The 24113-nt window shown below is 71.3% G+C and carries 24 protein-coding genes; 9 read left to right on the top strand and 15 right to left on the bottom strand.

Features of this window, described 5'->3' with window-relative positions:
- Positions 1-175 precede the first annotated feature (175 nt).
- Positions 176-1456, bottom strand: a complete 1281-nt coding sequence (locus tag JNK30_RS18080) for a cytochrome P450 (RefSeq protein ID WP_293484341.1) — start codon at positions 1454-1456, stop codon at positions 176-178.
- A gap of 134 nt (positions 1457-1590) precedes the next feature.
- On the opposite strand from JNK30_RS18080, the gene JNK30_RS18075 reads away from it, so the two are divergent.
- Positions 1591-2058: a GFA family protein gene (locus JNK30_RS18075; RefSeq protein ID WP_293484340.1), complete on the top strand. Its 468-nt coding sequence runs from the start codon at positions 1591-1593 to the stop codon at positions 2056-2058.
- 118 nt (positions 2059-2176) lie between these two features.
- Positions 2177-3277, top strand: coding sequence for an NADH:flavin oxidoreductase (locus JNK30_RS18070; RefSeq protein ID WP_293484338.1), 1101 nt, complete (start codon positions 2177-2179; stop codon positions 3275-3277).
- Between the two features lie 93 nt (positions 3278-3370).
- Here the strand turns inward: JNK30_RS18070 and JNK30_RS18065 are convergent, their stop codons facing one another.
- The 4 genes from JNK30_RS18065 to JNK30_RS18050 all read right to left on the bottom strand — a co-directional run bounded on the left by JNK30_RS18065 (position 3371) and on the right by JNK30_RS18050 (position 6076).
- Complete coding sequence (locus JNK30_RS18065) at positions 3371-4282, bottom strand: SMP-30/gluconolactonase/LRE family protein (protein WP_293484337.1); 912 nt, start codon at positions 4280-4282, stop codon at positions 3371-3373.
- A gap of 70 nt (positions 4283-4352) precedes the next feature.
- The gene (locus JNK30_RS18060) at positions 4353-4874 is read right to left on the bottom strand and encodes a dihydrofolate reductase (protein ID WP_293484336.1); all 522 of its coding nucleotides are present in this window, start codon (positions 4872-4874) and stop codon (positions 4353-4355) included.
- Between the two features lie 40 nt (positions 4875-4914).
- A complete protein-coding gene (locus JNK30_RS18055) occupies positions 4915-5226 on the bottom strand; it encodes a phosphoribosyl-ATP pyrophosphohydrolase (RefSeq protein WP_293484334.1) in 312 nt (103 codons plus the stop codon).
- A gap of 4 nt (positions 5227-5230) precedes the next feature.
- Positions 5231-6076 carry a thymidylate synthase gene (locus tag JNK30_RS18050; protein WP_293484333.1) on the bottom strand — a complete coding sequence of 282 codons (846 nt, stop codon included), beginning with the start codon at positions 6074-6076 and terminating at the stop codon, positions 5231-5233.
- A gap of 174 nt (positions 6077-6250) precedes the next feature.
- Here JNK30_RS18050 and JNK30_RS18045 point away from each other — a divergent pair, with 174 nt between their 5' ends.
- Positions 6251-6484: a hypothetical protein gene (locus JNK30_RS18045; RefSeq protein WP_293484331.1), complete on the top strand. Its 234-nt coding sequence runs from the start codon at positions 6251-6253 to the stop codon at positions 6482-6484.
- 24 nt (positions 6485-6508) lie between these two features.
- Here the strand turns inward: JNK30_RS18045 and JNK30_RS18040 are convergent, their stop codons facing one another.
- Positions 6509-7051 carry a DUF924 family protein gene (locus JNK30_RS18040; protein ID WP_293484330.1) on the bottom strand — a complete coding sequence of 181 codons (543 nt, stop codon included), beginning with the start codon at positions 7049-7051 and terminating at the stop codon, positions 6509-6511.
- Between the two features lie 150 nt (positions 7052-7201).
- Between JNK30_RS18040 and JNK30_RS18035 the strand changes: the two genes are divergently transcribed.
- Entirely contained in the window at positions 7202-8083 is an 882-nt protein-coding gene (locus JNK30_RS18035; RefSeq protein WP_293484329.1) for an RcnB family protein, read from the top strand.
- Between the two features lie 141 nt (positions 8084-8224).
- Here JNK30_RS18035 and JNK30_RS18030 read toward each other — a convergent pair whose 3' ends face one another.
- Positions 8225-8707, bottom strand: a complete 483-nt coding sequence (locus JNK30_RS18030) for a Fur family transcriptional regulator (protein ID WP_293484327.1) — start codon at positions 8705-8707, stop codon at positions 8225-8227.
- Between the two features lie 104 nt (positions 8708-8811).
- On the opposite strand from JNK30_RS18030, the gene JNK30_RS18025 reads away from it, so the two are divergent.
- Entirely contained in the window at positions 8812-10839 is a 2028-nt protein-coding gene (locus tag JNK30_RS18025) for a TonB-dependent receptor (protein WP_293484326.1), read from the top strand.
- A 300-nt stretch (positions 10840-11139) separates the two neighbouring features.
- Here the strand turns inward: JNK30_RS18025 and JNK30_RS18020 are convergent, their stop codons facing one another.
- From JNK30_RS18020 to JNK30_RS18010, 3 genes are all read right to left on the bottom strand, one after another.
- Positions 11140-12132, bottom strand: coding sequence for a DUF4167 domain-containing protein (locus tag JNK30_RS18020; protein WP_293484324.1), 993 nt, complete (start codon positions 12130-12132; stop codon positions 11140-11142).
- 248 nt (positions 12133-12380) lie between these two features.
- The gene (gene prmC, locus JNK30_RS18015; protein ID WP_293484322.1) at positions 12381-13250 is read right to left on the bottom strand and encodes a peptide chain release factor N(5)-glutamine methyltransferase; all 870 of its coding nucleotides are present in this window, start codon (positions 13248-13250) and stop codon (positions 12381-12383) included.
- Positions 13247-14026, bottom strand: a complete 780-nt coding sequence (locus JNK30_RS18010; protein WP_293484320.1) for an MOSC N-terminal beta barrel domain-containing protein — start codon at positions 14024-14026, stop codon at positions 13247-13249. Before JNK30_RS18010 ends, prmC begins: the two co-directional genes overlap by 4 nt.
- 176 nt (positions 14027-14202) lie before the next feature.
- On the opposite strand from JNK30_RS18010, the gene JNK30_RS18005 reads away from it, so the two are divergent.
- Positions 14203-15219 (top strand): YihY/virulence factor BrkB family protein, encoded by a 1017-nt coding sequence (locus JNK30_RS18005; protein WP_293484318.1) that lies wholly within the window; start codon positions 14203-14205, stop codon positions 15217-15219.
- A gap of 9 nt (positions 15220-15228) precedes the next feature.
- Here JNK30_RS18005 and prfA read toward each other — a convergent pair whose 3' ends face one another.
- On the bottom strand, positions 15229-16305 hold the full coding sequence (prfA, locus tag JNK30_RS18000) for a peptide chain release factor 1 (protein WP_293484316.1): 1077 nt from the start codon (positions 16303-16305) through the stop codon (positions 15229-15231).
- 73 nt (positions 16306-16378) lie between these two features.
- On the opposite strand from prfA, the gene JNK30_RS17995 reads away from it, so the two are divergent.
- Together JNK30_RS17995 and JNK30_RS17990 are read left to right on the top strand one after the other, a co-directional pair.
- Positions 16379-16963 (top strand): pyridoxamine 5'-phosphate oxidase family protein, encoded by a 585-nt coding sequence (locus JNK30_RS17995; RefSeq protein ID WP_293484314.1) that lies wholly within the window; start codon positions 16379-16381, stop codon positions 16961-16963.
- A gap of 92 nt (positions 16964-17055) precedes the next feature.
- Positions 17056-17367, top strand: a complete 312-nt coding sequence (locus JNK30_RS17990) for a hypothetical protein (protein ID WP_293484312.1) — start codon at positions 17056-17058, stop codon at positions 17365-17367.
- A gap of 79 nt (positions 17368-17446) precedes the next feature.
- On the opposite strand, the gene JNK30_RS17985 is transcribed toward JNK30_RS17990, so the two are convergent.
- The 4 genes from JNK30_RS17985 to ptsP form a co-directional block, all read right to left on the bottom strand.
- Positions 17447-17740, bottom strand: a complete 294-nt coding sequence (locus JNK30_RS17985) for a hypothetical protein (protein ID WP_293484310.1) — start codon at positions 17738-17740, stop codon at positions 17447-17449.
- A 122-nt stretch (positions 17741-17862) separates the two neighbouring features.
- The gene (gene ispG, locus JNK30_RS17980; protein WP_293484308.1) at positions 17863-19032 is read right to left on the bottom strand and encodes a flavodoxin-dependent (E)-4-hydroxy-3-methylbut-2-enyl-diphosphate synthase; all 1170 of its coding nucleotides are present in this window, start codon (positions 19030-19032) and stop codon (positions 17863-17865) included.
- A 77-nt stretch (positions 19033-19109) separates the two neighbouring features.
- On the bottom strand, positions 19110-20279 hold the full coding sequence (locus tag JNK30_RS17975; protein ID WP_293484306.1) for a helix-turn-helix domain-containing protein: 1170 nt from the start codon (positions 20277-20279) through the stop codon (positions 19110-19112).
- 54 nt (positions 20280-20333) lie between these two features.
- On the bottom strand, positions 20334-22595 hold the full coding sequence (gene ptsP / locus JNK30_RS17970; protein WP_293484304.1) for a phosphoenolpyruvate--protein phosphotransferase: 2262 nt from the start codon (positions 22593-22595) through the stop codon (positions 20334-20336).
- A gap of 150 nt (positions 22596-22745) precedes the next feature.
- Between ptsP and JNK30_RS17965 the strand changes: the two genes are divergently transcribed.
- The gene (locus JNK30_RS17965) at positions 22746-24107 is read left to right on the top strand and encodes a cytochrome P450 (protein ID WP_293484302.1); all 1362 of its coding nucleotides are present in this window, start codon (positions 22746-22748) and stop codon (positions 24105-24107) included.
- Positions 24108-24113: the final 6 nt, after the last annotated feature.

Here is a 24113-nt window from a genome sequence, read left to right as displayed (position 1 = left end):
CCGTCCGTGTCCGGCGAGCCCGCGCCGCCCAGGTGGGCGGACAGCTTGTCGGCCGCCTGCGCAGGCGCGCCCAGAAGCGCGGCCGCGGCAAGCGCCAGCATGCAGTTCTTGATCATCTCGTCCTCCATCCGCCCCCGACTTGGAGGCGGGATGGAAGCCTAGGGGCCGAAGCGCGTCAATTGCGTGTCGGGATCACCACCGGCAGGTGCTCGTAGCCCTTCACGAACGACGACAGGACGCGCCGCGGCGGTCCCACCACTTCCAGCCGCGGGAACCGGGCCAGGATCTCTTCCCAGATGATCTTCAGCTGCAGCTCGGCCAGGCGGTTGCCCACGCAGCGGTGGATGCCGAAGCCGAAGGACAGGTGCTGGCGCACGCGGGGCCGCTCGATCCAATAGTCGTTCGGCCGCTCGATGACCTCTTCGTCCCGGTTGCCCGATACGTACCACATGGCGACCTTGTCGCCTTCCTTGATGGTCTTGCCGCCCAGCTCGACGTCCCGCTTGGCCGTGCGGCGCATGTAGGCCAGCGGCGTCTGCCAGCGGATCGTCTCGGAGACCATGTTCGGGATGAGCGCGGGGTTCTCGCGCAGGATGCGGTTCTGGTCCGGGTTCTGGTGCAGCGCCAGGACCGAGCCCGAGATCGAGTTGCGGGTCGTGTCGTTGCCGCCGACGATCAGGAGGATCAGGTTCCCGAGGTACTCCATGCGGTCCATGTTCCGCGTCGCCTCGCCGTGGGCGAGCATGGAGATCAGGTCGGGCTTCGGCGGGGCGTTCACCCGCTCGTTCCAGAGGTTCATGAAGTAGTCGACGCATTCGAACAGCTCCTGGCGCCGCTCCTGCTCGGCGACCTCGGGATCGTTCGACGAGAACATGCCGCTCTCCGGCCCGGCCGTCGCCACGTCCGACCACCGCGTCAGCTTGCGCCGGTCTTCCCACGGGAAGTCGAACAGGGTGGCGAGCGTCATGGTCGTGAGCTCGATCGAGACCTTGTCGACCCAGTTGATCTCCTCGCCGATCGGCAGGTCGTCGAGGATCTTGCCGGCGCGCTCACGGATGATCGGCTCGAGGTAGGCCAGGTGGTTCGGCGCCACGATCGGCTGGACCGTCTTACGCTGCACGTCGTGCTTCGGCTGGTCCATCGCGATGAACATCGGCAGCGTGAAGTCTTCCGCCGGATCGGGCAGCACGATGGTCGGCTCGGACGAGAACACCTCGTGGTTCGTGTCCACCGCCATGATGTCGTTGTACTTGGTGATGGACCAGTAGGCCCCGATGTCCTCCCACGGCGTCTGGGCCGTGTAGTGGACGGGGTCCTCCTTCCGCAGCCGCTCGAAGTAGGGCCACATGGTGTCGGTGCGGAAGAGCTCCGGGTCGGCCGGATTGATCTCCTCGAGCGGCATCGAGTAGGCGGCGTCACGAGCCGCGCGGTGGAGGTCGATCGAGGCGTCGTCCATCTTGTGCATCCTCTCTGGCGCGGGTTCTGCAGCCCGCACGGCGTCAGGAAAAACGATGGCCTTCGACCTTGGCTGAGTCAAGAAAGATGACGCGAGCGTCAACTTCTTCGCGCCTGCAACATGAGGGGACCGAGGTGACGGGACTGACAGGAGGATGCGCCTGCGGCGCGGTGCGCTACGACCTCGCGTCGCGGCCGATGTTCACGAACTGCTGCCACTGCCGCGACTGCCAGCGTCAGGTCGGCTCGGCGTTCGTCATCAACGCCATCATCGAGACCGACAGGATCGCGGTGCGCTCGGGCGAGCTCCGGCCGACCGCCATGCCCACCGACTCCGGCCGCCCGCACCTGGTCTACCGCTGCACGGCCTGCGGCACGACGCTGTGGTCCGACTACGGCGACCGCAGGGTGATGAGCTTCCTGCGCGCCGCCACGCTGGACGATCCCGCCGCGATCGCGCCGGATGCGCATATCTTCACGCGCTCGAAGCTGCCTTGGGTGCGGCTCCCGGACGACACGCCGGCGTTCGAGATCTACTATGACATGCAGGCGCTCTGGCCGCCCGAGAGCCTGGCCCGCAGGGCGGCGCTGAACGTGCGCTGAGCCCGGGTCCCGAAGGCCGCGCGCCCAGAGGCGGCGCCGGAGCGCTCAGCTTTTCTACGCTGCCTGCGGTCCGAAGCTCCGCTAGAGACAACCTGAACATCGCCTCTCGGGAACTTCCATGGCCACCGACGTCCTCTTCCGCCCCTTCGACCTCAAGGGCGTGCACCTTCCGAACCGCATCGTCATGGCGCCCATGACGCGATCGTTCTCGCCCGGCGGCGTCGCCACCGAGGACGTCGCGGCCTACTACGCGCGCCGCGCGAAGAACCAGGTGGGGCTGATCATCACCGAGGGCACGGGCGTCGACCGGCCCGCCTCGCTGAACGACCCGAACATCCCCCGCTTCCACGGCGAGGCCGAGCTTGCGGCGTGGAAGCGCGTGGTCGACGCGGTTCACGCCGAGGGCGGCAAGATCGCGCCCCAGCTCTGGCACGTGGGCGCAGTGCGCACCCGCAGCGAGACCTGGCGGCCGCCCGGCCCCTACGACAGCCCGTCGGGCTACTCGAGCCCCGGCAAGAAGTTCGGCGAGCCGATGAGCGAGGAGGAGGTGGCCGACGCCGTCCGCGCCTTCGCCGACGCCGCCAAGGCCGCCAAGGACCTGGGCTTCGACGCCATCGAGCTGCACGGCGCCCACGGCTACCTGATCGACCAGTTCTTCTGGGACGGCGTGAACCTCCGCGAGGACGCCTACGGCGGCAAGGACATCGCCGGCCGCGCCCGCTTCGCCGCCGACATCCTGCGTGCGGTGCGCAAGGCGGTCGGGCCGGACTACCCGGTGATCATCCGCATCAGCCAGTGGAAGCAGCAGGACTTCACCGCCCGCCTCGCCGAGACCCCGCAGGCGCTCGAAGCCTGGCTGGGCGCCCTGGTGGACGCCGGCGCGGACTGCCTGCACTGCTCGCAGCGGCGCTTCTGGGAGCCGGAGTTCGAGGGCAGCGACCTCAACTTCGCCGGCTGGGCCAAGAAGATCACCGGCGTCCCGACCATCACCGTGGGCTCCGTGGGCCTGTCGGGCGAGTTCATCGCCGCCTACGCCGGCGAAAAGAGCGAGCCGGCGTCGCTGGACCGCCTGGAGGAGATGCTTGAGCGCGGCGACTTCGACCTCGTCGCGGTGGGCCGTGCGCTGCTGCAGGATCCGGAGTGGGTCGTGAAGGTCCGCGACGGCCGCCACGGCGAACTGAAGGCCTTCGACCGCGCGGCCATGGCGACGCTGTACTGAGGTCGAGCGCACCCTCCGACGGCTTAGCCGCCACCTCCCCGCACGCGGGGGAGGTGGCTCATCGCGACGCGATGAGACGGAGGGGGCGGATCCTCAGCCGTTGAAGTTCAGCTTCAGCCCCGGTCGCGGCCAGGTCGCCTTCATCAGCTTGCCGGTAGACGACGCCGTGATCCACGCCGTGCGCATGTCGGCCCCGCCGAAGCAGATGTTGGTGCAGATCAGGTCCGGGAAGGCGAAGTGCTCGACCGAGCCGTCCGGGTCGAAGGCGGTGATGCCGCCGTTGATGATGGTCGCCACGCAGACCTTGCCCGAGGCCTCCACCGCCAGGCTGTCCAGCAACTGGTAGCCGGGCAGGTTGCAGATCACGCGACCGGGCGCGAAGCCGGGGTTCGGCGCGAGGATCCCGGTCTCGGCCACGTCGAAGCCCCACAGGCGGCCCAGCTGGGTGTCGGCCACGTAGACCGTCTTCTCGTCGGGCGAGAGGCCGACGCCGTTCGGCGAGATCAGGTGCCCGCGCTGCTGGCTGATGTGGCTGCCGTCGGCCTTGGCGTAGTAGACGGCGCCGTTCTTCCGGCCGTCGGGGGTCGAGCAGCCGTGGTCGGTGAACCAGAACCCGCCCGACCTGTCGAAGACGAGGTCGTTGGGCCCGACCAGCCGCTTGCCGTCGCAGGCGTCGTAGACCGTCTCCAGCTTGCCCGTCTTCAGGTCGTAGCGCTGGATGTAGCCGCCCGTGTGGGTGGGCGGCGTGGGGCCCGGGATGGTCAGGCCGCCGTTGTCGAGCCAGACGAACGAGCCGCCGTTGTTGGTGATCCAGATGGCGCCGTCGGGCCCGATCGCCGCGCCGTTCGGACCGCCGCCGGTCTCGACCACCGTCTCCTTCGATCCGTCCGGCTTCACCCGCGTCAGCCGCTGGCCCTTGATCTCGGTGAGGATCACCGAGCCGTCGGCCATGGCGATCGGCCCCTCGGGAAACTCCAGCCCTTCGCAGACCACCTCGAAATCCATGGCGCACGCTCCCTCTCTCGTGGCGGCGACCATAGCGCGCGCCTGGAGAGGCGCCATCGGTGACCCCGCGTCAGCGGCGTTCGAGCACCCGGATCGTGAACGGATGCTCGTCGTGCTCCGAAGCCTCGTGACGCTCGGCGCGGACCTCGGTCCACCGGCTCTCGTCGATCGGCGAGAGCACGACGTCGCCCTCCACATCGGCGTCCACGTCGGTCAGGTACAGCCGGCGGGCCTTCGGCAGGGCGAGTTCGAAGAGCGACGCGCCGCCGATCACGCACACCTCGCGCGCGCCGTCGTCCTCGGCCTGCTCGCGGGCGATCGCCACGGCCTCGGAGAAGTCCTCGCACACCACGGCGCCTGCGGGCTCGAACGAGCCGTCGCGGCTGAGCACGATGTTCGTCCGCCCCACGAGCGGCTTCTTCGGCAGGCTTTCCCAGGTCTTGCGGCCCATGATGACCGGCTTGCCCATGGTCACCGCGCGGAAGTTGGCCAGGTCGGTGCGCAGGCGCCAGGGCAGGGTCCCGTCGCGTCCGATCACGCCGTTGCGGGCGCGCGCGATCGGACCGGCGGCGAGGATGACGTTGGACGACATGGGCCCCTCGTTAGCGCGCGCGGGGGCCGGGCGCTACGGATCAGCGCGCCGGCTCGAGCCAGCTCAGCCACTTGCGGCGCACGGCGGCGTCGACGTCGATGTCGAAGCGGCGGCAATAGAGCAGCAGCATGCACAGGACGTCGGCCGCCTCGTCGGCGCGGTCGTGCTCGGTGGCCTCGCCGCGGCCCCGGCTGGACAGCCGCAGGTGCGCCTGGGCCAGCTCGCCCAGTTCCTCCTGGAGCTTGATCAGGTACCAGTCGTCGTCGCGCGCGATGGCGTACTTGCCGGCGTAGATGTCCGAGATCCGCGCCGCCGACTCGGTCACCTCGCGGAGCGTGAGCGGCGCCTTCAACGGTTCAGACCGCGATCGGGGCGGCGATGGACGGGTGCGCCTGGTAGCCCACCAGCTTGAAATCCTCGTAGTCGAACCCGAACAGGTCGTCCTTGTCGGCGATCTGCATGGCGGGCAGGGGCAGCGGCTCGCGCGACAGCTGCAGCCGCGCCTGGTCGAGGTGGTTCAGGTAGAGGTGCGCGTCGCCCAGGGTGTGCACGAACTCGCCGGGCTCGTATCCGCACACCTTCGCCACCATCAGCGTCAGCAGGGCGTAGCTGGCGATGTTGAACGGCACGCCCAGGAACACGTCCGCCGAACGCTGGTAGAGCTGGCACGAGAGCTTTCCGTCGGCGACGAAGAACTGGAACAGGCAGTGGCAGGGCGGCAGGGCCATGTCCTCCACCTCGGCCGGGTTCCAGGCCGAGACGATGTGGCGGCGGCTGTCGGGATTGGATTTCAGGCCCTGCACCACGGCGGCGATCTGGTCGATCACGCGGCCGTCCGGGGCCGTCCACGAGCGCCACTGCTTGCCGTAGACCGGGCCCAACTCGCCAGTCGGATCGGCCCACTCGTCCCAGATGCTGACGCCACGCTCCTGCAGCCACCGCACGTTGGTGTCGCCGCGCAGGAACCACAGCAGTTCGAGGATGATCGACTTGCGGTGCAGCTTCTTCGTCGTCAGCAGCGGGAAGCCCTGCGACAGGTCGAAACGCATCTGCCGGCCGAAGACGCCCAGCGTGCCGACGCCCGTCCGGTCGCCGCGGCGGACGCCGTTCTCGAGGATGTCCTCCAGCAGGCCGAGGTACTGCCGCTCGGGGTGGTCCGGAGCCGCGTAGGGGCGCGAGGCGATGGCGGCGTGGGCGTTCATCGGGAGTCAGCCTCGCGCAGCAAGTGATTCGCGGACAGGCGAATCAGCCGGCGCCGGCGCCTCATCCACAGGCAAGGATGCAACGCCGGAGCGACCGTTGGTCGATTCCAGCCTTGGCGTGCGGCTTCCCCACGGTTAAGGGCGGCGTACAGGATCCATGAGTACGGGGTTTCCATGTTGATTTCCGCGTTCGCGGCCATCGCGCTCTTCGTCGCGCCCGAGGCCACGCAGTCCGGGGAAGCGGCCAAGGCGGCCCAGCCCGAGATGCGCAAGGTCTGCGTGACCTACGAAGTGAGCGGCTCGAACCTCAAGCGCAAGAAGTGCCGCAACGAGCCCGTCAAGGCCGCCACCAAGCCGGGCGAAGGCGCCGCCGAGCCGGCGGACAAGGGCCAGACCAAGCCCGAGTAGCCTCTCCGGAGCGCGCGCCCAGCGCTATCCCGCGAAACCGCCCTCGTCGAGGAACGCCTGTTCTTCGGCCGTCGTCGTGCGCCCCAGCGCGGCGTTGCGGTGCGGAAATCGCCCGAACCTCGCGATGATGTCGCGGTGGATCTCGTGCCACTTGATCATCTCGGCGTCGCCGAGGTCGCGCGCGAGTTCGAGGCCGTATTCCTGGTCCGCCAGGTCCTCGGAATGTTCGAACGGCAGCAGCATGAACTGCCGGAGCTCGGACGGGGCGTCGCGGTGCCAGCCCTTCTCGGCCGCCGCGCGGGCCAGGACGCGCGCCTTGGGGTCCGTGGCCCACGCATGCGCGCTCTCCCGGAAGAGGTTTCGGGGGAACTGGTCCAGCAGGATCAGGAGCGCCAAGGTGCCCTCGGCGGTGTCGGCCCAGTGATCGTACTCGCCGCGCGCCGCGGCATGGTGCACCGGCTCGAACTTCAGGCGGATGGCCGCGTCGAACCTCGGGTTCTTCGAGAACCATTGCTTGGGTCCGGCCTGGGTCCAGAAGCCGAGGATGTCGTGGGGAGTCGCGCTCATCGGCTCATCCTACAGTCCTGTCCCCGTCCCGCGCATCATCCCGTGGCGGCCGCGGCGCCGTTCAAGCACGGTTCAGGCCCGATCGCGCCAACTGTCCCATGAAGGGACTGACCGGCCGCCGAAAGGCGACCGAAATCGGATGAAACGACGATGAAGACGGCGATGACGGCCCTGGCGGTCGTGATCCTGGCGGCGGCGGCGATCCCCGCGCCCGCCTCGGCCCAGCCGGGGGGCGGCGATCGGGCCGAACGCCTGGAGCGGCGGGACCGCCCGCAGCGGGACGGTGCGTCCCGCGACTTCGACCGCGGCCGGCGCGACGGCGGCGGTCGGCGCGAGGGTCCCCCGGTGGCGCGCGAGGCGCCCTCGGCCCCGCAGGCGCCGGCCGCGGCTCAGCCCCGCCGCGATGGCGGGGATCGCGGCGAAGCGCGCGGCGGCGGCGACCGGCGCGAGTGGGGCGGCCGCGGAGACGGTCGCGGTCGTGGCGGCCCGGACGGCCGCGGCGACCGGCGGGACTGGGGCGACAGCGACCGTCGCGACCGGCGCGATGGCGGTGAGCGGGCCGGCGGCTGGCGCGACGGCGACCGCCGCGGCGATGGGCCCCGCAGCGACGGGCGCCGCGACGACGGACCCCGAGGGGACGGCCGCTTCGACCGGGACGGCCGGCGGGACGGTGATCGCCGCTGGGGCGGCGACGGTCGCCGCGACTGGGAGCGCCGCGGGGACCGGGACCATCGGGGCGATCACCGCCGCTGGGAGCGTGGACGCTATCCGTCGAGCTATTTCAGCCCGAACCGCTACCGCTACCGGCACGTGTGGCGCCCGCCGGTGGGCTTCTATGTCCGCAGCTGGACCTATGGCGACTTCCTGCCGCGGAGCTGGTTCGGCCCGAACTGGTGGATCGTCGATCCCTGGTACTACGACCTTCCGCTTCCGCCGCCCGGCTTCAACTGGGTCCGCGCCGGCGACGACGCCCTGCTGGTGGACGAGTGGAGCGGCCGGGTCGTCCAGGTCGTGCGCAACGTCTTCTGGTGATCGCGACGCGACAGGCCGCCCCCTTAGCCCGGCCAGACGGTCCGTCTGAACGGGTGTGGCCCTGGGCCTGACCCTGTCCGCCTCGATTGACCGGACGCCCGCAGCCCTAGCCGGCTGCGGGCGCGTCGCCGTCCGGACGTTCTACGGGCGGCAGCCCGCGCACAGCCCGTGCGCTTCCAGCGTCACGCCTCGCACCTCGTAGCCGGTGGCGCGGGCCATGGCCCGGACCTGCGCGGCGAGGTCGGGCTGGACCTCGGCGGCCTCGCCACAGCAGTCGCAGATCAGGAACGCCGCCACGTGCGCCCCCTCGATGCGGCATGGCACATAAGCGTTCAGACTCTCGATCCGGTGCGCAAATCCGAGGCGTTCGAGGAACTCGAGCGCACGGTACACCGTGGGCGGCTTGGCAGGCTCGCCGCGGTCGCCGAAGGCTGCGATCAGGTCGTACGCCTTCAGGGGCGCGTCGGCGCCGAGCAGCAGCTCCAGCACCCGTCGGCGAGGGGCCGTGAGGCGCTCCTGGGTGGCCGCGCACCGGGCCTCCGCCGACGTCAGCGCGGCCGCGAGCGCCGCGCCGCGCAGCCCGTGGTGCTGGTGCTCCTCGTGATGATCGCACGCCGTGGACATGGGCTGAGGTAACTCCGATCCGGCGCCGGCGGCAACGTGCTTGACGAGCGGTTATGTTATTTCATAACGGTGAACGCTTCTCGCAAGTCCCTCCCAGGCGCTCCATGTTCAAACCGAAGCTCTTCGCCGCGGCCGCCGCCGTGGCCCTCCTCGCCGCCGCCCCCGGGCTGGCCCAGGTCCAGGGCCGGCCGGGCCACGAGGTCAGCGAGGTGGTGGTGACGGCCGCGCCGTTCCCGGTCACCCTCGATTCCGCCACCACCAGCGTCGATATCCTGCGGCGCCAGGATATCGACCAGGCGCCGGTCGGCGGCATCGGCGACGCGCTGAGCGGCGTGGCGGGGGTCCGCTCCAGCGCCTTCGGCCCGGGCGCCAGCCGCCCGGTGATCCGCGGGCTTTCCGGACCGCGCGTCCTCGTTCTGTCCAACGGTCTCGGCCAGGTGGACGCCAGCGCGCTCTCGCCCGACCACGCGGTCGCCACCGATCCCCAGGAAGCCGAGCGCATCGAGGTGCTGCGCGGCCCCTCTGCGCTGGCCTATGGCGGCTCGGCCATCGGCGGCGTCGTCAACATCATCGACGAGCGCATTCCGACCCACCGGCTGGACGGCGCCTTCGAGGGCCGTGCGCTGGCGTCGTACTCGTCGGTGGACAACGGCTGGATGACCGCCGGCGCGCTGAAGGGCGGGGCCGGTCCGTTCGTCTTCAGCATCGACGGCGTGCGCCGCGAGACGAAGGACTACGACGTCCCCACCTTCCCCGAGTCCCGTCGCCAGCTCGAGGCCGACGGCGAACCCTTCCCGGGCGACGTGGATTCCAAGGTGGAGAACACCTTCGCGAACCTGTCGGCCTACGGCGCCGGGCTTTCCTACGTCGGCGCCGACGGCTTCGTGGGCTTCAGCGTCAAGCGGACCGAGACCGACTACGGCGTGCCGGGCCACGCGCACGAAGAGGACGCCGGCGAGGAGGAGGAGGAGGTCGTCACCATCGACCTGGAGCAGACCCGCTACGACCTGCGCGCCGAGCAGAACGGCGATTTCGGGCCGTTCGAGAAGGTCCGCTTCCTGGCAGGCTATGCCGACTACACCCACACCGAGTTCGAAGGCGGCGCGCCGGGGACGGTCTTCAAGTCTGACGGCTGGGAAGCCCGCATCGAGGCGGTCCAGCCGAACCGTGACGGGTGGCAGGGCGCGGTGGGCCTGCAGGGCCTGAAGCGGGACTTCAACGCCATCGGCGACGAGGCCTTCGTGCCGGCGACCCGCACCACGGAGTGGGGCGTGTTCACGCTGCAGCGCTGGGACCGCGAGACCTGGGGCTTCGAGGGCGGCCTGCGGATCGAGCAGAAGGACCTGGAGAGCGTCGTCGGCGATCGCAGCTTCACGGGCGTGTCCGCCTCCCTGGGCGCCTTCGTGCGGCCCGCCGAGGGCGTGTTCCTCTCGGTGAGCGGCTCCCGGACCGAGCGCGGCCCGTCGCAGGAGGAGCTGTTCGCCAACGGTCCGCACCCGGCGACGCGCTCGTTCGAGGTCGGCGACGTCACGCTCGACAGCGAGGTGTCCTACGCCCTCGACCTCACGGGCCACGTGGAACGCGGCCCGTTCGAGGTCGACGCCCACCTCTTCGCCGTGCGCTACGAGGGCTTCATCGACCTGCGCCCGACCGGCGCCGAGGACGCCGACTCCGGGCTGCCGATCTTCCTCTTCGAGCAGACCGACGCGCGCTTCGTGGGCGCCGAGATCGAGGGGTCGTTCCGGGCGTGGGAGGATGGCGGCCGCAGCCTCCGGTTCGAGGCCGCGGCGGACTACGTCCGGGGCAAGACCGACCTCGGACCACCCGCCCGCATCCCGCCGTGGTCCGTGACGGGGCGGGGCATCTACGACGGCGGCTGGTGGAGCGGGAGCCTCGAGGTGCGTCGCGTGGGCGGGCAGGATCGGGTGGCCGACTTCGAGCTGCCGACCGACGGCTACACCCTCGTCAACGCCCAGCTCACCGTCCGCCCGTTCGAAGACAAGGACCTGCGCCTGTTCGTGGAGGGCCGGAACCTCGGCGACGTCGAGGCCCGCGAGCACGCCTCGTTCCTCAAGGACATCGCCCCGCTGCCGGGCCGCAACGTCCGCGTGGGCCTCGGCTACCGGTTCTGAGGCCGGCCGGCGTCTCGGCCGTTGGCTGTGAGTGGGCAGCCTGATCCCTGATCCTCCTCGCGAGGGGAGGGCGATCGCTTATGAAGGTCGGGCGGGGCGGTGTAGCCGCCCGATCTAACCGCAGAGATCGCGGAGGAGGCGGAGATCTCTGCGCGCCCTGCGTCTTCCGCGGGTCATTCGAACGCCTGCGGCGCGCTCACGGAAGGCCTTCGGCCATAGGCGATAGCCCTGCCCGCGAGGGGAGGCGGCTCTGCGCGGCGGAGGGGGCTGAGGGTCGCGCTCGAGAGCGAGACCGTGTCCCTAGCCCTCGCCCTCCGAAGACGTCTCGCCGGCTTCGAAGCTGCGCGGAGCGCGGCGGCGGCGGGGGCGCGCGGGCTTCTCGTCGTCGGCGGCCGCCTCCGGCGGAGGCGCGACGGGTCGCGTGGGACGCAGGAACGCCGGGACGTTCGAATGCTCGCCATCGGCGTCGCGCAGGGTCGGCGCGGGTTCCGGCCGGCTGTCGCCCTGGGGCTCGACCACCGGCATGGGATCGCGCTCGGGCCGGTCCTCGCGGTCGCGGCGATCGCGCTCGAAGCGGGGCCGGTCCTCGCGCGGGCGCTCGTCCCGATCACGCGGCCGATCATCGCGAGGCCGATCATCGCGCGGCCTCTCGTCCCGCGGACGCTCGTCACGGGGCCTGTCGTCACGGGGCCGGTCGTCCCGGAAGCGGTCGTCGTCGCCGCGCGGGCGGTCGTCGCGGCGGTCGCGATCCCGATCGCGGTTCCGATCCCGGCCGTCGCGGCCGTCCCGCTCGCGCCAGCGGTCGCGGCCGCCGCCGTCCCGATCCCGGTCGCGGCCCTGCCAGTCGCCGCGGTCGCGATCGCGGTTGCGTTCCCGGTTCGCCTCGGGGTCGTCGCTGCGCGCCTCGACGCCGGCCTCCGCGGCCTCGTCGGCCGCCTGGGCCGCGGCCTGGCCGCTCTCGTCCTCGAAGTCGATGTCGTAGCCGCTGGCGAACTGGTCCCGGCCGATGATCTCGCTGGCCGGACGGTTCGGCTGGATGGCGCGGATCAGGCGGAAGTAGTGCTCGGCGTGCTGCAGGTAGTTCTCAGCCAGGACGCGGTCGCCCGCCGCGTTCGCGTCGCGGGCCAGCTGTTGGTACTTCTCGAAGACGTGCTGGGCGTTGCCGCGCACCTTCACGCCGTCGGGGCCGTTGGAATCGAACGCCCGGTTGGCGTTCTGCTGTGGCTTGCCGCCGCCGCCGCCACCGCCCCGGTTGCGCCCGCGCTGGCGCTTCATGCCCTTGAAATCTCTCATAATCCAGAAACCGTTCGGTCTTTCCTGAGCGCCTCTGCGGCGTCTCGCCTCCAGCTCGATCCGACCTCGGCCCAGTCGCGATGTGAAGGCGTAAGTGTTCCCCGTCTTCCGCCCGGAAGCTCATCAGCGAGAGGCCTGCCCGATGTCGAGAAGCTCGCGCCTGTCGGGTCGGGCGGGCGTCCTTCATGGGGACGCATCTACCTGCAACACCGACGAATTTGGGTGGAGACGGCTCCTGATGTAGCGAGTCAGGCCGCCGTTTCCAAGGTCTTTTTCTCGCCCGTCACGACGCGGTCGCGGTCGCCGAGGTCACGGATCGTTCTCACGAACACCGCGCCGGCCTCGCGGAACAGCGCCTCGACCGCGTCCTTCTGGTCGTAGCCGATCTCGACCGCGAACCGGCCGCCCGGCTTCAGCACCCGCAGGATCTCCGGCGCCAGGATCCGGTAGTGGGCCAGACCGTCGGCGCCGCCTTCCAGGGCCACCCGGGGCTCGTGATCGCGGACCTCCGGCTCGAGGGTCTCGATCACCTCGGACGCGATGTAGGGCGGGTTCGAGACCACGACGTCGAACGCGTTCGCCTCCAGCCCTGCGCTCCAGTCGCTGCGCAGGAGGGCGACCCGGTTCGCAAGACCGAGCGCGGCGGCGTTGTCCCGGGCCACCGCCAGGGCCTCCTCCGAGATGTCCACGCCCAGCCCCTTCGCCGCGGGCCGCTCGGCCAGGATCGCGAGCAGGATCGCGCCCGAGCCGACGCCCAGGTCCAGGATCCGCCAGGCCGCATGCTCCGGGAAGTCCCGCAGGACGTACTCCACCACGGTCTCGGTGTCGGGCCGCGGCGTCAGCACGTCGGGGGTCACCGACAGCATGATCTTCCAGAAGCCCTTGCGTCCCAGGATGTGGCTCACCGGCTCGCGCCGCTCGCGGCGGGCGAGGTAGTCGTCGAGCCGGGTCTCCTGGGCCTCGGTCAGCGCCCGGTAGGGATCGGTCACGATGTCCGTGCGGGTCGCCTCAGCCGCGGCCTCGACCAGCAGGCGCGCGTCTATCACGGGGCCCGGCAGGCCGGCGGCCTCCAGCCGCGCCTTGGCCCGGCTCCAGGCCTGCACCAGGGTAAGGGTCACGGGGCCGCCTGCATGGGCGCGGTGATCGCATCGCCCAGCCCGACCCGGCCGGCCGCCGTCGCGTGCACGTAGATTCCGCAGTTCATGTGGCCGTAGTTGTCGAACAGCGCCTTCACCACATCCAGGTCCTTTACGCCCGTCGCCGGGTCCACCTCGGTCGCCGCGCAGCGGACGATGGGCTTGTACACCCGGGTCCGCGCCCAGCCGGCCATCAACTCGCGGCCCTCCCAATCGTTCTCGGCCCACGCCGGCCAGCCCTCGACGTAGAGGTTGGCGCGGAAGCGGAGCGGGTCGAGCTCCACGCCCATCTTCTGCGAGAGATCGCGCACGCTCGCCAGGTTCACGATCGAGACCTGGCCGAGGGGGTGGTCGGTGAAGCGGAAGTCCCCGCGCGCCTCAACCACCCGGAGCGGGCCGCGCAGGTCGTCCGGCTCCAGGAACGCCGTGAGCCAGGCGGCGAACGCTTCACGGCCCGCGGGCTCGGACAGGCGGCCCGCGAAGGTCGGCCTCCCGGCGGCTTCCGCAGTGAACACCCCGGTGGCGTCGTCGTGGCGCGTCCGCGCCGCGGCCACCTTCGGGATCGCGGCAAGGACGGTGAACTTCTGCTTGGACATCCACGCCGGCGCGTCCGGGTCGAACCCCGAGGGCCCGTTCTCGACCGCCCAGACGCGGTCGGCCGGAAACCCCTGGCCGGGCGCCAGGTCGACGTGGGCGAGGCTCTCGGGCGTGAAGCCCTTCACCGGATGCCGGAAGATCGCCGCGATGTGCCCGCTCATGGCCGGGCTTCTGGCCCAAGGCGGCCCGCGGCTCAAGCGGTCCGGCGGAACAGGGACCTCCGCGCCGAGTTGAAAGGTCGGCAGGGAGGCATGGGGTGAGCATCACATCCGAAGGAGGAGGCCGCACGTCGCGGCCACGCAGCCCGTCCCGGACAGCGGGCCGGCCGGGGCGCACCTTGCCGACGCCCGAGAGCTTCGAGGCGCGGGAGCCCGGCCGGGGGCGTCTCGCCACGTCGCCGCGCCGGATCCCGCTCCGGGGTTGGAGCGACATCCTGTGGCGCACCTGGCAGGAGACCAACGCCGACCGGCTCACCGTGGTGGCCGGCAGCGTCACCTACTACACGCTCCTCGCCATCTTCCCCGCGATCGGCGTCTTCGTCTCGCTCTACGGCCTCTTCGCGGACGTGGGCGAGGTCCAGAAGCAGCTGGCCCAGCTTTCCGCCGTCTTCCCGCCCGCGGTCGTGGGCCTGATCGGCGAACAGATGGTGCGCCTCGCCACCGGGGATGCGGGCGGTCTGTCGCTGGCCTTCCTGGTCAGCCTCCTCCTCTCGCTCTGGAGCGCCAGCGCCGGGATGCGCTCGCTCTTCGACGGCCTGAACATCGCCTACGACGAGGTCGAGCGGCGGAGCTTCCTGGCCCGCGCCGCCGTGACCTATGGCTTCACGCTGGCCCTGGTGCTCTTCCTGATCGTGATCAGCGGCATCCTGGTCGCCGCGCCGCTCGCGCTCGCGGCGGTCGGCCTCGCCGAGGACTGGCTCATCGCGATCCGCTGGCCGCTGGTCTACCTGCTCGCCAGCGCGGCCTTCAGCGTGGCCTACCGCTATGGCCCGAGCCGCGAGCGCGCCCGCTGGCGCTGGCTGACCCTGGGCGCCGCCGTCGCGGCCGCGCTCTGGATGGTCGGCTCCGCGGGCTTCTCCTGGTACGTCAACAACATCGCGGGGCTGGACCGGACCTACGGCCCGCTCGGCGCCGTCATCGCCTTCATGATCTGGATCTGGTTTTCCGTCATCGTGGTGCTGGTCGGCGCGGAGTTGAACGCCGAGATCGAGCATCAGACGGCGCTGGACTCGACGACCGGGCCGGCCGAGCCGATCGGGGAACGCGGCGCCACGATGGCCGACACGGTCGGCGTGCGGTTCGGCGGTCTGCGGGGACTGCTGGGCGGTCTGCTCGGCCGCGTGAAGCGGCGCTAGCCGGCGGCGTCAGCCGAACTCGTCCTCCAGCGCGGCCAGCCGCGCCGCCTGGTCCTCGGCGATCAGGGGATCGATCACGTCGTCGAGCGCCTCGCCCTCCATCACCTTGGGCAGGTTGTAGAGGGTCAGGTTGATGCGATGGTCGGTCACCCGCCCCTGCGGGAAGTTGTAGGTGCGGATGCGCTCGGACCGGTCGCCCGAGCCCACCTGGCTCTTGCGGCTCTCGGCGCGGGCGGAATCCAGCGCCTCGCGCTGCTGCTCGTAGAGCCGCGCCTTCAGGACCTTCATGGCCCGCGCGCGGTTCTGGTGCTGGCTCTTCTCCGAGCTGGTGACGACGATCCCGGTCGGCAGGTGAGTGATGCGGACGGCCGAGTCGGTCTTGTTCACGTGCTGCCCGCCGGCGCCCGACGAGCGGTAGGTGTCGATGCGCAGGTCCTGGTCGCGGATCTCGATCTCGACGTCCTCCACCTCGGGCAGGACGGCGACCGTCGCGGCCGAGGTGTGGATGCGGCCCTGCGCCTCGGTCGCCGGCACGCGCTGCACCCGATGCACGCCGCTCTCGAACTTCAGCCGCCCGAACACCCCGTCGCCGGTGATCGAGGCGATGACTTCCTTGTAGCCGCCCGCGTCGCCCTCGGAGATGGAGTCGATCTCCACCCGCCAGCCGCGCGACTGGGCATAGCGCTGGTACATGCGGAACAGGTCGCCGGCGAACAGCGCCGCCTCGTCGCCGCCGGTGCCGGCGCGCACTTCCAGGATGGCCGAGGCGTTCTCGTCCTTGTCCTTCGGCGCGAGCAGCAGCGCCACGTCGCGCTCCAGCAGGGGCAACTTTTCCTTCAGCGCCTCCAGCTCGGCCCGGGCCAGCTCGGCCATCTCGGCGTCGCCGCTCTCGGCCATCTCGCGCAGCTCGGGCTCCTCGCCGCGGACGCGCTCCAGCGCGGTGACCGCGTCGGCCACCGGCTTCAGCTCGGAGTGCTCCTTGGACAGGCGCACGATCTCGGCCCCGTCGGTGGCCGCGCCCATGCGCGCCTCGATCTCGCGGAAGCGGTCGAGCACCTGGTCGAGCCTGGCCTGGGGAAGTCGCATGGGGAGCGGTGTCTAGCCGAGCCCGGCCACGGCGCCAATTCCGCGCTATGCTCGCGGGCAGGGAGGACCGCTCATGTCGATGTTCCACGAGGGCAACCGCGAGCTCCAGGACGCCTTCGGCAGCCGCGCTCTGGCCGACCGTCTGGACGAGCGGCTGCGCCACGACCGCTTCACCGACGCAGACGCGGCCTTCATCCAGGGCCAGCCCTTCTTCTTCCTGGCGACGGCCGACGCCCAGGGGCGGCCCGACTGCTCGTTCAAGGGCGGCGCGCCCGGCTTCGCGCGCATCGTGGCCCCGGACCTGCTGGTGTTCCCGGACTACGACGGCAACGGCATGTTCAAGAGCCTGGGGAACATCCGGTCCAATCCGCACGTGGGCCTGCTGTTCATCGCCATGGGCGAGAAGGCCGGCCGCCTGCGGGTCAACGGCGCGGCCGAGGTGGTGGCCGAAGATCCGCTGATGGCCGCGATCCCGGGGGCCCAGCTGCTGGTGAAGGTGACGCCCGTCGACATCTTCCCGAACTGCCCGCGCTACATCCCCCAGATGGCCCTCCAGGCGGCCTCCAGCGACGCGCCGCAGGCCGGGCAGGTCCCGGTGGAGCCCAAGTGGAAGAGCTTCCCGGACTTCGCCGACGTGGTCCCGCCGCGCCGGGCCTGAACCGCTCACAAGGTCGAGGTTGCGCCCGGCGGGCGGGGAACGCCCCGCCGATCCGTGTGTTTTCGCCCCGCGGGACACATGGAGAGATGAACATGGCCATCGAAAGGGTCACCGAGCGGACCGACGGACTGACCAGCGAACGCGTCGTCGAGCGCGATGCGGGCGGCACGACCTACGTCGACACGGGCCGGGGCTCGGGCATGGGCGGAGTGATCATCGGCATCGCCGTGCTGGCGATGGTGGCGATCATCGCCTTCTTCCTGCTGCAGTCGAACCGCAACGACGCGCTCCGCACCGAAGCGGTCACCAGCGCCGCGTCCAGCGTGGCGGACTCCGCCTCGAACGCCGCCGAGGGCGTGGCAGGCGCCGCGGACCGCGCGGCCGACGCGGTGACGCCCAACTGACGTCCGCCAAGACACGCCGCAGAAACGCAAAAGGCCCGCTCCGTCGCCGGAGCGGGCCTCCTCATGTCTGGCGAAAGGTCTAGACCCGCTCGCCCGTGAGCGAGGCGTTGCCGAACATGCCGAGCTTGCAGTTGCCGCTCATCTTGTCGCCGTCCACCTTGGCGGTGAACTCGAGCTTCATCGGCATCGGGTTGGTGATGTCCGTGCTCCAGGTCAGCGTGTCGCCGTCGACCTTTCCGGTCACTTCCTGGGCGCCCATTTCGCTGTCGACCTTGCCGGTGAAGCTGTCGCCGGAGGTGGCGATGTTCACGTTCATGGTGCGCGCGCCCATCGGCGTGTTGATGGTGACTTTCCAGTTGCCGTCCGCGGACATCCTGTCCCTCCTGAAATTGGAGCGCCACCTAAGCGCGGAAGGGGCGCCGGCGCAAGGGTGACGCGGGCGTCATTTTCCTATCCTCGCGGCTCCCGCTTGTCCCGGGTCCGCGGCGCAAGCCTTCAGAGGGCTGGCACGACCGGGGCCTCGCCACCCTCGTCCTGCCGGTGCGGCGTCGACGCGGCCGCCAGCTCCGCCGCGCGGGCCTCGACCAGTTCGACGATGTGGTCGACCATCCGCTCGTTGTCCATCTTGTGGTCCGGCTTGCCGGCCACGTAGACCATGCCCGAGCCCTTGCCGCCGCCGGTGAAGCCGAGGTCAGTCATCAGCGCCTCGCCGGGGCCGTTCACCACGCAGCCGATGATGGAAAGGCTCATGGGCGTGGCGATGTGCGCCAGCCGCTGCTCCAGCGCCTCGACGGTCTGGATGACGTTGAAGCCCTGCCGCGCGCAGGAGGGGCAGGCGATGATGTTCACGCCCCGGTGGCGGAGGCCCAGGCTCTTCAGGATGTCGAAGCCGACCTTCACCTCCTCGACCGGGTCGGCGGCCAGGCTGACGCGGATGGTGTCGCCGATCCCGGCCCAGAGCAGGCCCCCGATGCCGATGGCGCTCTTCACCGTGCCCGTCCGCGTGGCGCCGGCCTCGGTGACCCCCAGGTGCAGCGGGCAGTCGATGGCCTCGGCCAGCTGCTGGTAGGCGGCCACCGTCAGGAACGGGTCGGACGCCTTCACGCTGATCTTGAACTCGTGGAAGTCGTGGTCCTGCAGGATGCGGGCGTGACGCAGCGCGCTCTCGACCATGGCCTCGGGGCAGGGCTCGCCGTACTGCTCCAGGAGGTCGCGCTCCAGCGATCCGGCGTTGACCCCGATCCGCATCGAACAGCCGTGGTCGCGGGCGGCCTGGATCACCTCGCGCACGCGGGCGGCCGAGCCGATGTTGCCGGGATTGATCCGCAGGCACGCCGCGCCCGCCTCCGCCGCCTCGATGCCGCGGCGGTAGTGGAAGTGGATGTCGGCGACGAGCGGGACCTTGGCCGCCTTGGCGATCGTCCGGAACGCCGCCGTGGAGTCCTCGTCGGGGCACGAGACCCGGACGATGTCGGCGCCCGCCTCCTCCAGCTGCCGGATCTGGTCGATGGTCGCCGCCGCGTCCGCCGTGACGGTGTTGGTCATGGACTGGACGGTGATCGGCGCGTCGCCGCCGACCTCCACCGAGCCCACGCGGATCTTGCGGCTCCTGCGGCGGTCGATCGCGCGCCAGGGGCGCACGGCGGTATGGGCTTCGGTCGTCATGGCGGGGGGAAAATAGGGCCGGGGGGCGCCGAACCCAAGCACCGAGTGCGCCGGGTGACCAAGCTCGCCAGTCCGCCTCAGGGGGTCTTCGGCGCCGGCGCCTTCGCGGGCGGGGTCTTCGCGGCGGGGGTGGCGGGGGCGGGGGCCCTGGGCGGCGGAGCGGCAATTGCGGGCGGAGCGGCCACGGCCGGCGCGGCCGCGCCTGCTGTCGCGGGCGGCGCGACCACCAGCTTCGACGCCAGCACCTGGGCCGAGGGCAGGACGCCGGTGGAGCGGCCGTAGACGAACACCTGGACGTCCTGCGGGTTGGAGACGTCGAGCGTGATCCCGGACAGCTGCGGCACCCGGAACGCCTCGCCCTTGGCCAACTGGCGGGCGAAATAGACCGAGCCGTCGGCCCCGCGGATGATCAGCGAGCCGCCCTTCAGCGCCTGCAGCGTGACGACCGACGGGATCGCCGGATTGCCCATGTCGTAGATGCGGCCCTGGGGCGTGAACACCTTGGGCAGCAGGCTCAGGTCCACCGTCGGGGTTTCCTCGGCGCTGGCCTGGGCTGCGTCGGCGGCCGGCTCCAGTCCGAGCGACTTGCGCAGGCCCGGCGTCTCGTAGGGCGTCGGCGTGGTGGATTCCACCGGCGCCGGCAGCGGCGCGCCCAGCGCCATCGGGCCCGCCTTCACCTGCGCGAGGGCCTTCTCGGTCTCGGCCTCGGAGGCCAGCGCCGGCGGCGGGGCGGCGGCCATCATGGCGCGCTGCGCCACGTTCCAGAGCACGATCGCGGCGATGATGATGACCGCGCCCACGAGGAAGGCGGCGACGCGGGGGTCCTTGTCGTCCAGCACGCCCACGGGCGCGCGCAGCGGCTCGTCGAGCACGGGCTCGTCCGACTTGAAGCGCTCGGTGGCGAGGTCCGGATCGAGCCCCAGGGCCGTGGCGTAGGCGCGGATGTAGCCGATGGTGAAGGGACGCGAGGGCAGGGCGTCCAGCCGCATCTCCTCGATCGCCTCCAGGTAGGCCTTCCGCACCCGCGTCGTCTCGGCCAGGTCGGCGAGCGCGAGGCCGCGGTCCAGGCGCGCCGCCCTCAGGGCCTCGCCGATGGTTTCATGCGCGAGAAGCGGGTCCAGCGGGACCGGCGCGGGGGCGTCCGCCTCCGGCCCCTCGGGCGCCGACCGCTCGCGCTCTGCGACGGCCAGGGCGGCGCGCGCCCGCTGCCGGTCGCTCAGCTTCTTTGCGGGTCGTTTGCGCAGCACGCGGGTCCAGGGGCTCCTGCCGTCCCCGATAGTCTCGCCGGATTCGGGCAAGGATCAGACGGCGAGGTAGAGTTTGCGCGCCAGCGTTTCAATCTCGTTCCGGACCGAGCCGGCCGACGACTTGAGCAGCGCCGAGACCCCGCGCCGCGCCGCCTCGCGGTCGCAGGACAGCACCATCTGCTTCACCGGGCCCACGCCGGTCGGCGGCATCGACAGTCGCTCGAAGCCGAGCGCGACCAGGGTGAAGGCCTCGAGGGGCCGGCCGGCCATCTCGCCGCAGACCGAAACCGGCGTGCCGGTCTCGGCGCAGGCGCGCTGGATCGCCTCCATCGCCCGCAGCATCGGCGGCGACAGGAAGTCGTAGCGGTCGGCCACCCGCGGATTCCCCCGGTCGGCGGCAAAGATGTACTGCATCAGGTCGTTGGTCCCGACGCTGACGAAGTCGGTCATCGGCAGAAGGGCGTCCAGGTGCCAGATCAGGGACGGCGCCTCGATCATGGCGCCGACGTCGAGCCGCGAGGGCGTGGGCTTTCCGCGCCGCTGGGCCCAGGCGATCTCGGTGTCCACCAGCGACCGCGCGGTCCGGAACTCGTCGCAGCTCGCCACCAGCGGGAACATGATCCGCAAGGGCCGCCCGCGGGCCGCGTTGATCAGCGCGCGGATCTGGATGCGCAGCAGGGCCGGCCGGTCCAGGCCCATGCGCACCGCCCGCCAGCCCAGCGCCGGGTTCTCCTCGCGCTCCGCCTCCATGTACGGCAGCACCTTGTCGCCGCCGAGGTCCAGGGTCCGGAAGGTCACCGGACGGTCGCCGGCCGCGTCCATAACCCGGGCGTAAAGCGCGGTCTGGGCTCCGGCGCGCGGCATCTCCTCGGATACCATGAACTGGAACTCGGTGCGGAACAGGCCGATGCCTTCCGCCCCCGTGTCCGCCAGGCTCTCCAGGTCGACGTCGAGGCCGGCGTTCATCAGGAGCGTGATCTTCACCCCGTCGCGCGTGAAGGCGGGCGTGTCGCGCAGCTTGGCGAACTCGGCCTTGCGCTGGCGGCGAACCTCGATCCGCGCCTTGATGGCCGAGGTGACGTCCGGCCGCGGACGCAGGTAGGCTTCGCCCGTCTCGGCGTCGACGATGACCGGGTCGCCCTCGGAAACCTTGTCGCGCAGGCCCGCCAGGCGGCCGACGCAGGGGATGTCCAGGGCGCGCGCCACGATGGCGGCGTGCGACGCCGAGGACCCTTCCTCCAGCAACAGACCGCGCAGCTTGTGGCGGTCGTACTCCAGCAGATCGGCGGGCCCCAGGTTGCGGGCGATCAGGATGGCGTTGTCCGGCAGGTCGCGCGCCATGCTGCCGTCGCCGGACAGGTGGCGCAGCAGCCGGTCGTTCAGGTCCTCCAGGTCGTGCAGGCGCTCGCGCAGGTAGGGGTCGCGCGCCTGGCCCAGGCGGGCCCGATGTTCGGAGCGGACCCGCTCGACCGCGGCCTCGGCGGTGAGGCCGTTCTTCACCGCGTCCTCGAGGCTGCGGTTCCAGCCCCGGTCGTGGGCGAACATGCGGTAGGTCTCGAGCACCTCGTAGCTGGCGTCCACGAGGCCGTGCTGGCCCTCCAGCATCTGGTCGATCTGGTCCTTGAGGGCCGTGAGCGCCGAGACCAGCCGCTGCTGCTCGGCCACGACATCCTCGGAAAGGAGCTGCGAGGAGGCGACGGGCGGCTCGTGCAGGACCGCCACGCCGTAGGCCAGGCCGTCCGCGAACTTCGAACCCTTGATTCGCTCCGGGCGGCGGGGGGCAAGTTCGACGCCCTCCAGGTCGCCGATGCTGACCAGCTCGCCCGAGGCCACCATCTCGGCCAGGACCATGGCGATGATCTGCAGATCCTCGACCTCGTCCTCGGAGTAGGTCCGCTCGGTCCGGTTCTGGACGACCAGGACCCCGATGGCGCGTCCCCCGCGCAGCAGCGGCACGCCCAGGAACGCATGGTAGGGGTCTTCGCCCGTTTCCGGGCGGTACGAGAAGGCCGGATGCTCTGGGGCGTCGGCAAGGTTCAGCGGCCGCCCCAGGCGCATGATCTCGCCGACCAGGCCTTCGCCGGGCTTCATCCGCGTGACGTGGACGGCCTTCACGTCCAGGCCCTCGGTGGCGAACAGCTCCATCTCGCCGCTCGCGCGGCGCAGGTAGATCGAGCACACCTCGGCCACCATGGAGAGCGCGATGATGCGCACCACCATGTCCAGGCGCTGCTGCGCGGGGCCGCCCCCGGCGAGCGCCTCGCGGATCTGCCGCAGCAGGCTCCGCTGTCCGCGTATGGCGACCTGGGGGGCCATTCCGGCGGTCCGTCCTCCCGTTTCCTCACCCTTTGACTAGCAGGATTGTCTTTCAGAACCGAGACTCAATGACGTAGCGGCGCCGCCGCCGGGAGAGGCGCCCAGGCGCCGGGCATGGTCCGCCGCCGCGCGCAGTGCTAGAGCGCCGCCGTGCCCGACGCCGAGATCCAGGACCGCGGCTTCATCCCGCCGGCGCCGTCGCCGGGCGAGCGGGACCTGCCGCCGCTCCGCGCGCTCCTCACCTCGATCTCGCGGCCGCTGGAGGGCTGGCCGCGCGCGATCTACGAGCAGCGGGTGTGGCGGCCGCCCGTCCCCGGTCTGCCGGTCTTCATCATGGATCCGGACGCCCTGGGCGCGATCTTCGGCGAGAAGGCGGCGGCGTTCCCGCAGGGCGCGCTCTGGCGGCGCATGATGCGGCCGGTGTGGGGCGACGGCCTGGTGACCTCCGAGGGCGCCGCCTGGCGCTGGCAGCGCCGCGCCACCGCGCCGGCGTTCCGTCCCGCCCACATGCACGCCCTTGCGCCGGTGATGGTTCGCGCCGGCGAGGCGGCGCTAGAGCGATGGACCCGCCAGGGCAGGATCGACCTGGCCCAGGAATGCGGCCGCATCACTCTCGACGTCCTGCTCGACGCGGTGCTTTCGGGCGGCGAGGATTTCGACCGCGAGGAGCTTCGCGGGCTCGCCGAGCGGTTCGTCGCCCAGGTGCTGAAGACGCGGCTCAGCTACTTCTTCGCGCCCGACGCCTTCCACGAAGGGCGCATGTCGCCCGAGGCGCCGGAAGGGGCACGTCTGCGGGCCGGCGTCGATGCCATGATCCGCCGCCGCCGGGCCGAACCGCCCCGCGGAGACCTCGTCGACCTGCTGCTCGGCGCGCGCGATCCCGAAACCGGGCGCGAGATGGGCGACGACATCCTGCGCGACAACCTCCTGGGCTTCATCGTGGCGGGGCACGAGACCACGGCGACGGCGCTCTGCTGGCCGGTCTGGCTCGCCTCCATCCACGAGCCGACCCGCCGTCGCCTGAGAGCCGAAGTGGAGGCGGTGGCCGGCGACGGCGCCATCCGCCCCGAGCACGTCGAGCGGCTGGTCTTCGCGCGGCAGGTGGTCTCGGAGTCCTTGCGGCTCTACCCGGTCAATCACCTGCTCACCCGGGTCTGCGTGGAGACCACAGAGGTGGGCGGCATGCGCGTGAAGGCCGGCGAGCGGATCCTGGCGCCCGTCTACGCGCTGCACCGCCACCGGCTCTGGTGGCGCGAGCCCGACCGCTTCGATCCCGACCGCTTCGCGCCGGACGCCGAGCCGCCGGACCGCCACGTCTACATGCCCTTCGGCGCCGGTCCGCGCATCTGCCTCGGAGCCGCCTTCGCCATGACGGAGCTCACCGTGCTGCTGGCGACCTTCGTGCGCGGCGCGGACTTCACGCCGGACCCCGGCCACCGGGTCTGGCCGGTCGCCGAGAACTCGGTGGTCCGCCCGGAAGGCGGGTTGCCGATGACCGTCGTCCGGCGCTGAGCGGCG

The sequence above is a fragment of the Phenylobacterium sp. genome (assembly GCF_016793225.1).
In the GTDB taxonomy this organism is placed as follows: Bacteria; Pseudomonadota; Alphaproteobacteria; order Caulobacterales; family Caulobacteraceae; genus Phenylobacterium.
The sequence above is the reverse complement of the archived record's forward strand: the minus strand, read 5'-3'. Positions and strand labels throughout refer to the sequence as shown.

Excerpts from the sequence above, each read along its gene's own strand:
- JNK30_RS17990 (WP_293484312.1), top strand. The coding sequence starts at position 17,056 with ATGGCCATCGAAAGGGTCACCGAGCGGACCGACGGACTGACCAGCGAA.
- JNK30_RS17985 (WP_293484310.1), bottom strand. The coding sequence starts at position 17,740 with ATGTCCGCGGACGGCAACTGGAAAGTCACCATCAACACGCCGATGGGC.
- JNK30_RS17995 (WP_293484314.1), top strand. The coding sequence starts at position 16,379 with ATGTCGATGTTCCACGAGGGCAACCGCGAGCTCCAGGACGCCTTCGGC.
- JNK30_RS18020 (WP_293484324.1), bottom strand. The coding sequence starts at position 12,132 with ATGAGAGATTTCAAGGGCATGAAGCGCCAGCGCGGGCGCAACCGGGGC.
- JNK30_RS18025 (WP_293484326.1), top strand. The coding sequence starts at position 8,812 with ATGTTCAAACCGAAGCTCTTCGCCGCGGCCGCCGCCGTGGCCCTCCTC.
- JNK30_RS18030 (WP_293484327.1), bottom strand. The coding sequence starts at position 8,707 with ATGTCCACGGCGTGCGATCATCACGAGGAGCACCAGCACCACGGGCTG.
- JNK30_RS18060 (WP_293484336.1), bottom strand. The coding sequence starts at position 4,874 with ATGTCGTCCAACGTCATCCTCGCCGCCGGTCCGATCGCGCGCGCCCGC.
- ispG (WP_293484308.1), bottom strand. The coding sequence starts at position 19,032 with ATGACGACCGAAGCCCATACCGCCGTGCGCCCCTGGCGCGCGATCGAC.
- ptsP (WP_293484304.1), bottom strand. The coding sequence starts at position 22,595 with ATGGCCCCCCAGGTCGCCATACGCGGACAGCGGAGCCTGCTGCGGCAG.
- prfA (WP_293484316.1), bottom strand. The coding sequence starts at position 16,305 with ATGCGACTTCCCCAGGCCAGGCTCGACCAGGTGCTCGACCGCTTCCGC.
- JNK30_RS18035 (WP_293484329.1), top strand. The coding sequence starts at position 7,202 with ATGAAGACGGCGATGACGGCCCTGGCGGTCGTGATCCTGGCGGCGGCG.
- JNK30_RS18065 (WP_293484337.1), bottom strand. The coding sequence starts at position 4,282 with ATGGATTTCGAGGTGGTCTGCGAAGGGCTGGAGTTTCCCGAGGGGCCG.
- JNK30_RS18045 (WP_293484331.1), top strand. The coding sequence starts at position 6,251 with ATGTTGATTTCCGCGTTCGCGGCCATCGCGCTCTTCGTCGCGCCCGAG.
- JNK30_RS18040 (WP_293484330.1), bottom strand. The coding sequence starts at position 7,051 with ATGAGCGCGACTCCCCACGACATCCTCGGCTTCTGGACCCAGGCCGGA.
- JNK30_RS18050 (WP_293484333.1), bottom strand. The coding sequence starts at position 6,076 with ATGAACGCCCACGCCGCCATCGCCTCGCGCCCCTACGCGGCTCCGGAC.
- JNK30_RS18010 (WP_293484320.1), bottom strand. The coding sequence starts at position 14,026 with ATGAGCGGGCACATCGCGGCGATCTTCCGGCATCCGGTGAAGGGCTTC.
- JNK30_RS18080 (WP_293484341.1), bottom strand. The coding sequence starts at position 1,456 with ATGGACGACGCCTCGATCGACCTCCACCGCGCGGCTCGTGACGCCGCC.
- JNK30_RS18070 (WP_293484338.1), top strand. The coding sequence starts at position 2,177 with ATGGCCACCGACGTCCTCTTCCGCCCCTTCGACCTCAAGGGCGTGCAC.